This is a genomic window from Limnohabitans sp. (assembly GCF_040400975.1).
GTDB lineage: Bacteria > Pseudomonadota > Gammaproteobacteria > Burkholderiales > Burkholderiaceae_C > Limnohabitans_A.
The window spans coordinates 1-7952 of sequence record NZ_JBBAPF010000048.1 but is presented as its reverse complement, the minus strand read 5'-3'; the positions used below and the strand labels follow the sequence as shown (position 1 = coordinate 7952).

The 7952-nt window shown below is 57.6% G+C and carries 6 protein-coding genes and 2 tRNA genes; 5 read left to right on the top strand and 3 right to left on the bottom strand.

The genetic code is table 11. The features are described 5' to 3' along the window. The first annotated feature begins 120 nt into the window (after positions 1 to 120). Positions 121 to 194: transfer RNA gene (locus tag ABWQ00_RS15400), tRNA-Cys, on the top strand. A 57-nt stretch (positions 195 to 251) separates the two neighbouring features. Here the strand turns inward: ABWQ00_RS15400 and ABWQ00_RS15395 are convergent. After that, positions 252 to 812 carry a LuxR C-terminal-related transcriptional regulator gene (locus ABWQ00_RS15395; protein ID WP_353239539.1) on the bottom strand — a complete coding sequence of 187 codons (561 nt, stop codon included), beginning with the start codon at positions 810 to 812 and terminating at the stop codon, positions 252 to 254. Positions 813 to 944: 132 nt separating this feature from the next. Here ABWQ00_RS15395 and ABWQ00_RS15390 point away from each other — a divergent pair, with 132 nt between their 5' ends. Continuing rightward, on the top strand, positions 945 to 1652 hold the full coding sequence (locus tag ABWQ00_RS15390; protein WP_353239538.1) for a CoA transferase subunit A: 708 nt from the start codon (positions 945 to 947) through the stop codon (positions 1650 to 1652). A 1-nt stretch (position 1653) separates the two neighbouring features. Further along, positions 1654 to 2295 carry a 3-oxoacid CoA-transferase subunit B gene (locus tag ABWQ00_RS15385; protein WP_353239537.1) on the top strand — a complete coding sequence of 214 codons (642 nt, stop codon included), beginning with the start codon at positions 1654 to 1656 and terminating at the stop codon, positions 2293 to 2295. A gap of 59 nt (positions 2296 to 2354) precedes the next feature. On the opposite strand, the gene ABWQ00_RS15380 is transcribed toward ABWQ00_RS15385, so the two are convergent. Next, positions 2355 to 2428: transfer RNA gene (locus ABWQ00_RS15380), tRNA-Gly, on the bottom strand. Between the two features lie 74 nt (positions 2429 to 2502). On the opposite strand from ABWQ00_RS15380, the gene ABWQ00_RS15375 reads away from it, so the two are divergent. Then, a complete protein-coding gene (locus ABWQ00_RS15375; protein ID WP_353239536.1) occupies positions 2503 to 3498 on the top strand; it encodes a hypothetical protein in 996 nt (331 codons plus the stop codon). 42 nt (positions 3499 to 3540) lie between these two features. Here the strand turns inward: ABWQ00_RS15375 and ABWQ00_RS15370 are convergent, their stop codons facing one another. Beyond that, a complete protein-coding gene (locus ABWQ00_RS15370) occupies positions 3541 to 5019 on the bottom strand; it encodes an NAD-dependent succinate-semialdehyde dehydrogenase (protein ID WP_353239535.1) in 1479 nt (492 codons plus the stop codon). Between the two features lie 192 nt (positions 5020 to 5211). Between ABWQ00_RS15370 and alaS the strand changes: the two genes are divergently transcribed. Further along, the gene (gene alaS, locus ABWQ00_RS15365) at positions 5212 to 7863 is read left to right on the top strand and encodes an alanine--tRNA ligase (RefSeq protein ID WP_353239534.1); all 2652 of its coding nucleotides are present in this window, start codon (positions 5212 to 5214) and stop codon (positions 7861 to 7863) included. Positions 7864 to 7952: the final 89 nt, after the last annotated feature.

Here is a 7952-nt window from a genome sequence, read left to right as displayed (position 1 = left end):
GAGCGCAACCTTGCCAAGGTTGAGGTCGCGAGTTCGAGCCTCGTTTCCCGCTCCATTTTCAAAGAACCACCATGTTCTGATGGTCAAACAAACTCTTCACTTTTGTTTGATTGAATTTTCGGCGCGATAGCAAAGCGGTTATGCAACGGATTGCAAATCCGTCGAGCCCAGTTCGACTCTGGGTCGCGCCTCCAGTCAACACGACAACACAAAATCCCGCTTGGTGCGGGATTTTTTTATGGCGCATCTCTTCAGCCCCGTATCAATTTTTGAATCAAATCCGCTGATCCGGAAGCTTCGTATTTGCGCATCAGCTTGACCCGGTATATCTCGACGGTGCGGTGACTGATGCCCAAGACTTTGCCTATTTCCTTGCTGGTTTGGCCAGCCATCAGCTGGGCTGCCACTTCTCGTTCACGGGCAGTGAGCTCTGCTTTGACGGGTTTGCGCGCGGAAAGGTCTTCAAAGGTCCAAATGCCGGCCGCGTGAGGTGCTTCTCGGTTCAAGGCGCGTCCGGTGACATGGCACCAAAACGTTTCACCTTTGAAGCGACCGTCCACCCGTTTCATGATCCGGTCATCGGCATACACACCCTGGGTGTTCAAAATTGGCGCAATTCGCTGGCCCGTTCTTTCGTACTCGTCGGCGCTGGGGTAGAGCAATTGAAAACTCTGACCAACCAGTTGCTCTCTAGAAACGCCAAACATTTCGCAAACGCGCTGATTGCAATCAACAATGGCCCTGTTGCGAGAAAGCACCATGCCGATGGGGGCCAGATCAAAAGCGAGACGGTAATCAATGTCGGTGTTCATGGGCGGTGATCGGTCAAACAATCAATCAATGCATTTTTTCTGAACAAGGTGGATCAGGGGCGGTCTCTACGAAATACTACGTATCGCATTACGTAGTATCGTATCGATCTCAAACACCACATGGAGATAGGCGTGAACAAGATTTTTCCTTCCGCAGCCGACGCCTTGAAAGGCATCGTCGCTGACGGGCAGTTGATTGGCGTGGGCGGTTTTGGCCTGTGTGGCATTCCCGAGGCCCTGATCAATGCGCTCAAGGACAGTGGTGTGCAAAACCTGACCGCCATTTCGAACAATGCTGGTGTGGACGACTTTGGTCTGGGCATTTTGTTGCAGACCCGCCAGATCAAAAAAATGATCGCCTCCTATGTGGGTGAAAACAAAGAGTTTGAGCGCCAATATTTGGCGGGCGAATTGGCTTTGGAGTTCACACCCCAAGGCACGCTGGCTGAGAAGCTGCGTGCCGGTGGTGCGGGCATCCCGGCCTTTTTCACCAAGACCGGTGTGGGCACCCTGGTCGCTGAGGGCAAAGAGTTGCGCGAGTTCGATGGCGAGACCTATGTGATGGAGCGTTCCTTGGTGCCCGATGTGTCTCTTGTCAAAGCGCACCGTGCCGACAAGTCCGGTAACTTGCAGTTTCGTTACACCTCGCGCAACTTCAACCCGGCAGTGGCCATGGCGGGCAAGATTTGTGTGGTCGAGGTCGAAGAGATCGTCGAGACCGGCGAGATGCATCCGGACAGCGTTCATCTGCCTGGCATTTACGTTCACCGCATTGTGTTGAACGCGCACCCCGAAAAGCGCATTGAAAAACGCACGATCACTGAGAAAGCAGGAGTTTGATATGAGCTGGAGTCAAGATCAAATGGCCGCCCGTGCGGCCCACGAACTGGAAGACGGTTTCTATGTGAACCTTGGCATTGGCATCCCCACGCTGGTGGCCAATTTTGTGCCTGCAGATAAAGAAGTCTGGCTGCAAAGTGAAAACGGCATGTTGGGTATTGGTCCATTTCCGGTGGAAGACGAGGTCGATGCCGACCTGATCAACGCGGGCAAGCAAACGGTGACCACCATCAAAGGCTCTTCCATTTTTGGCAGCGAGCAGTCATTTGCCATGATCCGAGGCGGCAAAATCAACTTGTCGATTTTGGGCGCCATGCAGGTCAGCGAGAAGGGTGATTTGGCCAACTGGATGATTCCCGGCAAGATGGTCAAAGGCATGGGCGGCGCGATGGACCTGGTGGCAGGCGTCAAGCGCGTGATCATCCTGATGGAGCACGTGGCCAAGAAAAAAGATGGCACGGAAGACATGAAGATTTTGCCCAGCTGCACATTGCCTTTGACGGGTGTGGGTGTGGTGGACCGCATCATCACCGACTTGGCCGTGATGGACGTGACCGACGCGGGCCTCAAAGTGGTGGAGCTGGCCCCGGGCGTGACGCCTGAGTTACTGCAAAGCAAAACGGGTGTGAAATTGCATTTTTGAGCCGTCTGATCTGCACTTAAAAAGGCCCCGAGAGGGGCCTTTTGCTTGACATGGTGGGTTGGAGCGGGTGAAGGGAATCGAACCCTCGTTATTTGCTTGGGAAGCAAAAGTCCTACCATTAAACGACACCCGCAGTGGATTGATTCTAATCGCTCAGCATCCACCACCTTCGCCGTTTTCAATGGTTCGCAAAGTTAAAATCGACGCATGCGTTCACTCGATCTGAAAAACCAGACCCTCAATTCGCAAGTTTGGTTTTTGACCTTGCTGGTTTGCTATGCGGTGCTGGAGTTGTCTTTCAACCACCGTTTGTTGGACTTGGCGGGTGACTTGCAGCTGACCACCACCCCAGATCAATTGCACGACATTGAGCTTTGGGGGCGTGTTGTCTCGGGCTTGGGTCTGGCCTTGTTGCTGATGCGCTGGCTCGATCGGTTCGTGAAGTCCAGAATCTTGTTGTTGCTGATGTGTTGTGCGGTGGGTTTGACCACCATGTGGCATCTTCAAAAAGCCCTGGTCGATGCCATCGTCGACCGTGCGGATCAGCAAGACCTGATGATGAGTTGGCACTCCCAGCTCAGTACGCAGGAGGCGCTGAATGGCCGAATTTTGCTTCGTGGAGAGATCTTGTTGGGGAGTCCTGCGCCAGCCGACATCAGGCCGGTCATGAGTGCCCTTTGGGCCTCTTCGGTGGCGGGTTTATCGCCGGATGATTTGGATTCGAATTCGGGTGCAGCGCAATTGATGAGGGGTTTTTTTGCACCCCAAATCACCCCCGAACAACTGTCGGCCGCTTACCGAAAGACGGTCATGACACCAGTGGTGCTCGGTGCTTCTTTGTTGTTTGGCTTGCTCAATCTGTGCCAATTTTTTGCTGGCTTTGTCGCATTGGTTTTGACCTTGGCCCGCCTAGAGGCCCTGCTGCAGCGTTGCAAATTCTGGTTGTTGCCGTCCATGGTTGCCTTGTGCATGGGGCTGAGCTGGTGGCCTGGCAACGTCTGGACGACATCCCCAGCCTACCAATTTGTGGCCAGCCCGGCACTGTGGGCTGACAAACCTTATTTGGCACCGTTTGTGGAGTGGAGCATGCGAGCCGAGCCCGCTTGGGCTGACTCGGTGGCTTGGGTCCACAGTGCCTTGCTGCAAGACTTTGAGTTCAAAGTGCCTTTTCGTTCAATCTTTGGGCCTGACACATTGCCATGATGCCCAGGCGCAATCGCCTGGTCATCATGCCGCTCGGGTGTCTTACTTCAGAATATCGCCCACGCAGAGGTACTTGATCTCCACATAGTCTTCCATGCCGTGGCTGGAGCCTTCACGGCCCAAGCCCGACTGCTTGACACCGCCAAAAGGCACATGCTCGGTGGCCAAAATGCCCACGTTGATGCCCACCATGCCGTATTCCAGCGCCTCGGCGACGCGGAAAATGCGGCCCACATCGCGGCTGTAGAAGTAGCTGGCCAAGCCAAACTCGGTGTTATTGGCTGCGTCGACCGCTTCTTGCTCTGTTTTGAACTTGAAGATGGGCGCGAACGGGCCAAAGGTCTCTTCCTTGGCGCAGACCATGTCGGCCGTGGCATCGGCGATCACCGTGGGTTCGAAGAACTGGCCACCCAGACGCTTGCCACCGGTGAGCACGCGGCCACCCTTGGCGATGGCATCTTTCACATGGCGCTCGACCTTGTCAAGTGCGGCAGGCTCGATCAGTGGACCCTGGTTCACACCGTCCTCAAAGCCGTTGCCCACCTTGGCGGTTTTGACTTTGGCGGCAAACTTGGTGGCGAACTCTTCGTAGACGGCTTCCTGCACATAGATGCGGTTGGAGCACACACAGGTCTGGCCAGCGTTGCGGTATTTGCTGGCGAAGGCACCTTCGACAGCGCTGTCGATGTCGGCGTCTTCAAACACGATGAAGGGCGCGTTGCCGCCGAGCTCGAGCGACATTTTTTTGACGGTGGGCGCGGACTGCGCCATCAAGATACGGCCCACTTCGGTCGAGCCGGTGAAGCTGATGTGGCGCACCACGTCGCTGGCGCACAGCACCTTGCCCACGGCAATCGAGTTGTCGGCATCCGCCGTGATCATGTTGAGTACGCCTGCAGGAATGCCCGCACGGATGGCCAATTCTGCCGCGGCCAGCGCAGTCAGCGGCGTGAGTTCGGCTGGTTTGATGATGACCGGGCAGCCCGCGGCCAAGGCCGGTGCGACTTTGCGCGTGATCATGGCCAGCGGAAAGTTCCACGGCGTGATGGTCGCGCACACCCCGATGGGCTGCTTGAGCACCAGCAAGCGGCGGTTGTTGTCGAACTGGGGCAGGGTCTCGCCATTCACGCGCTTGGCTTCTTCTGCGAACCACTCAACAAAACTCGCTCCGTAGGCGACTTCGCCTTTGGCCTCGGGCAGGGGCTTGCCTTGCTCGGCCGTCATGATGCGGCCCAAATCGTCTTGATTGGCCATGAGCAGGTCGTACCACTTGCGCAAGATGATGCTGCGCTCTTTGGCGGTTTTGGCTTTCCAGGCGGGCCAGGCTGCGTTGGCTGCGTCAATCGCGGCTTCGGCATCGGCAGGGCCCAGATTGTCCACATCGGCCAAGTGCTGGCCCGTGGCGGGGTCGGTCACGGCAAAACGGCTACTGCCCTTGACCCATTGGCCGTTGATCAGGGCATCGGTCTTGAGCAGGCTGGGGTCGTTGAGTTGGGCGAGGGGCGATGTCTTCATGTCCATGGGCGTCTCCAGAAGCTGCAAGTGCAGGTCATTTCTTGTATGAAAGCACGAAGCTTAGCGTTTGTGTCTTTCAACGTCTGTCACAAAAGTCTCAAAACCCCGATGCCCAGAGGGCGGACTGTCGTGAGCAAGCCAGGAATTGGCCCTGCCTCAAATCTATAATGGCCGGTTGCATTGAAAGCCATCACCACCATGAGCCAAGCCCCCATTTCCGTCTCCGACATCCGCAAGACCTTTCTGGACTTTTTTGAGTCCAAAGGCCACACCGTGGTGGCATCCAGCCCCCTGGTGCCGGGTAATGACCCCACCCTGATGTTCACCAACTCGGGCATGGTCCAGTTCAAGGACGTGTTTTTGGGCTCTGACAAACGCTCCTATGTGCGGGCCGCATCCGTGCAAGCCTGCTTGCGCGCTGGTGGCAAGCACAACGACCTGGAAAACGTGGGCTACACCGCCCGCCACCACACCTTCTTCGAGATGCTGGGCAATTGGTCGTTTGGCGACTACTTCAAGCGCGAATCGCTGGAGTGGGCGTGGGAACTGCTGACACAGGTCTACAAACTGCCCGCCGACAAGTTGTACGCCACGGTGTATTTGGAAGACGACGAAGCCCATGCCATTTGGGAGCATATTTTTGTCAAAGCAGGCTGGACCCCTGAGCGCATCCAAGCCGAGAACCGCATTATCCGGATTGGTGACAACAAGGGCGGCCGCTACAAGTCCGACAACTTCTGGATGATGGCCGACACCGGCCCTTGCGGCCCTTGCTCCGAAATCTTTTACGACCACGGCCCTCACATTCCCGGTGGCCCACCCGGCAGCCCCGATGAAGACGGCGACCGTTTCATCGAAATATGGAACAACGTGTTCATGCAGTTCAACATGGACGAAACCGGTGCCGTCACACCCTTACCTGCGCCATGCGTGGACACCGGCATGGGCCTGGAGCGCCTGGCCGCCATCTTGCAGCACGTTCACAGCAACTACGAAATCGACATCTTCGACGTGCTGATCAAGGCCGCCGCGCGCGAGACCGGCACCGCCGACCTGGACAACCCGTCGCTCAGCGTGATCGCCGACCACATCCGCGCCACCGCGTTTTTGGTCAGCGACGGCGTGGTGCCTAGCAACGAAGGCCGCGGCTATGTGCAGCGCCGCATCGTGCGCCGTGCGATCCGCCACGGCTATTTGCTGGGCCAGAAAACCCCGTTTTTCCACAAGCTGGTGCCCGATTTGGTGAAGCTCATGGGCGCGGCTTATCCCAACATGGCCGATCAAGCCGAGCGCATTGCAGACGTATTGCGTGTGGAAGAAGAGCGCTTCTTTGAAACGCTGCAAAGCGGCATGCAGATTTTGGACGCCGCCCTCGACGGTGGCGTGAAAGTGCTGCCGGGCGAAGTGGCCTTCAAGCTGCATGACACCTATGGCTTCCCGCTCGACCTGTCGGCCGATGTTTGCCGCGAACGCGGCTTGAGCGTGGACGAGGCCGGTTTTGCCACCGCCATGGAAAAGCAAAAAGCCCAGGCCCGCGCGGCGGGCAAGTTCAAGATGGACAAGGCGCTCGACTATTCGGGCGCGGGCAACGATTTTGTGGGCTACGACGACCTGACGGCCCACGCCAAAGTGCTGGCTTTGTACGCCGACGGCAACGCCGTGACCGAGCTGAAAGCTGGCCAATCAGGCGTGGTGGTGTTGGACACGACCCCGTTCTACGCCGAGTCGGGCGGTCAGGTGGGCGACCAAGGCATGATCCACAACGCGGGTGGCCAGTTCAAGGTGGCCGATACGCTCAAGGTCAAGGCCGATGTGTTTGGCCACCACGGTGAAATCAATTCCGGCAGCCTGAAGGTGGGCGATGCAGTGCAAGCCCATGTGGACTTGGGCCTACGTGCCGCCACCGTGCGCAACCACTCCGCCACCCACCTGATGCACAAAGCCCTGCGCGAAGTGCTGGGCAGCCATGTGCAGCAAAAGGGCAGCTTGGTCAATGCCGAGCGCACCCGCTTTGACTTTGCACACAACGCGCCCGTGACCGATGCCGAAATCCGCCAAATCGAAGCCCAAGTCAACGCTGAAATTTTGGCCAACGCCGCTGCCCAAGCGCGTGTCATGGACATTGAAAGCGCCCAGAAAACCGGCGCGATGATGCTGTTTGGTGAGAAGTACGGTGAGACCGTGCGCGTGCTCGACATCGGCTCTAGCCGCGAACTGTGTGGCGGCACCCACGTCAAAGCCACGGGCGACATTGGCCTGTTCAAGATCGTCAGTGAAGGCGGCGTGGCCGCTGGGGTGCGCCGCATCGAGGCGGTGACGGGCCAAAACGCTTTGGCTTACCTGCAGTCACTCGAAGACACCGTGACCCAAGCGGCAGGCACGCTCAAAGCGCAACCGGCCGAATTGAACGCCCGCATTGCGCAAGTGCTCGAACAGGTCAAGGCGCTTGAGAAAGAACTGTCTGCCGCCAAAGGCAAACTGGCTTCTGTCCAGGGTGACGAGCTGATGACGCAAGCCATCGACGTCAAGGGCATCAAGCTCTTGGTAGCCAAGCTGGAAGGTGCGGACGCCAAGACCCTGCGCGACACCATGGACAAGCTCAAAGACAAGATGAAAACCGCCGTGATCGTGCTCACCGCTGTGGACGGTGAGAAGGTGCAGATCGCCGCTGGCGTGAGTGCCGACACCGTGGGCAAAGTCAAAGCGGGTGATTTGGCCAGCTTTGTTGCAGGCCAGTTGGGCGGCAAAGGCGGTGGCAAGCCCGACATGGCCATGGCCGGTGGCACCAACCCGGCAGCCTTGCCCACAGCGCTGGCCAGTGTGCAGGCTTGGGTGAGCGAGCGGGTTTGAACACCTGCTGATCTGTAAGGTGTCTCAACTGGCTTGAGACACGGCGCCTTGTGCGATCAATTCGTTGATTTCACCCTCGCTCAGGCCAT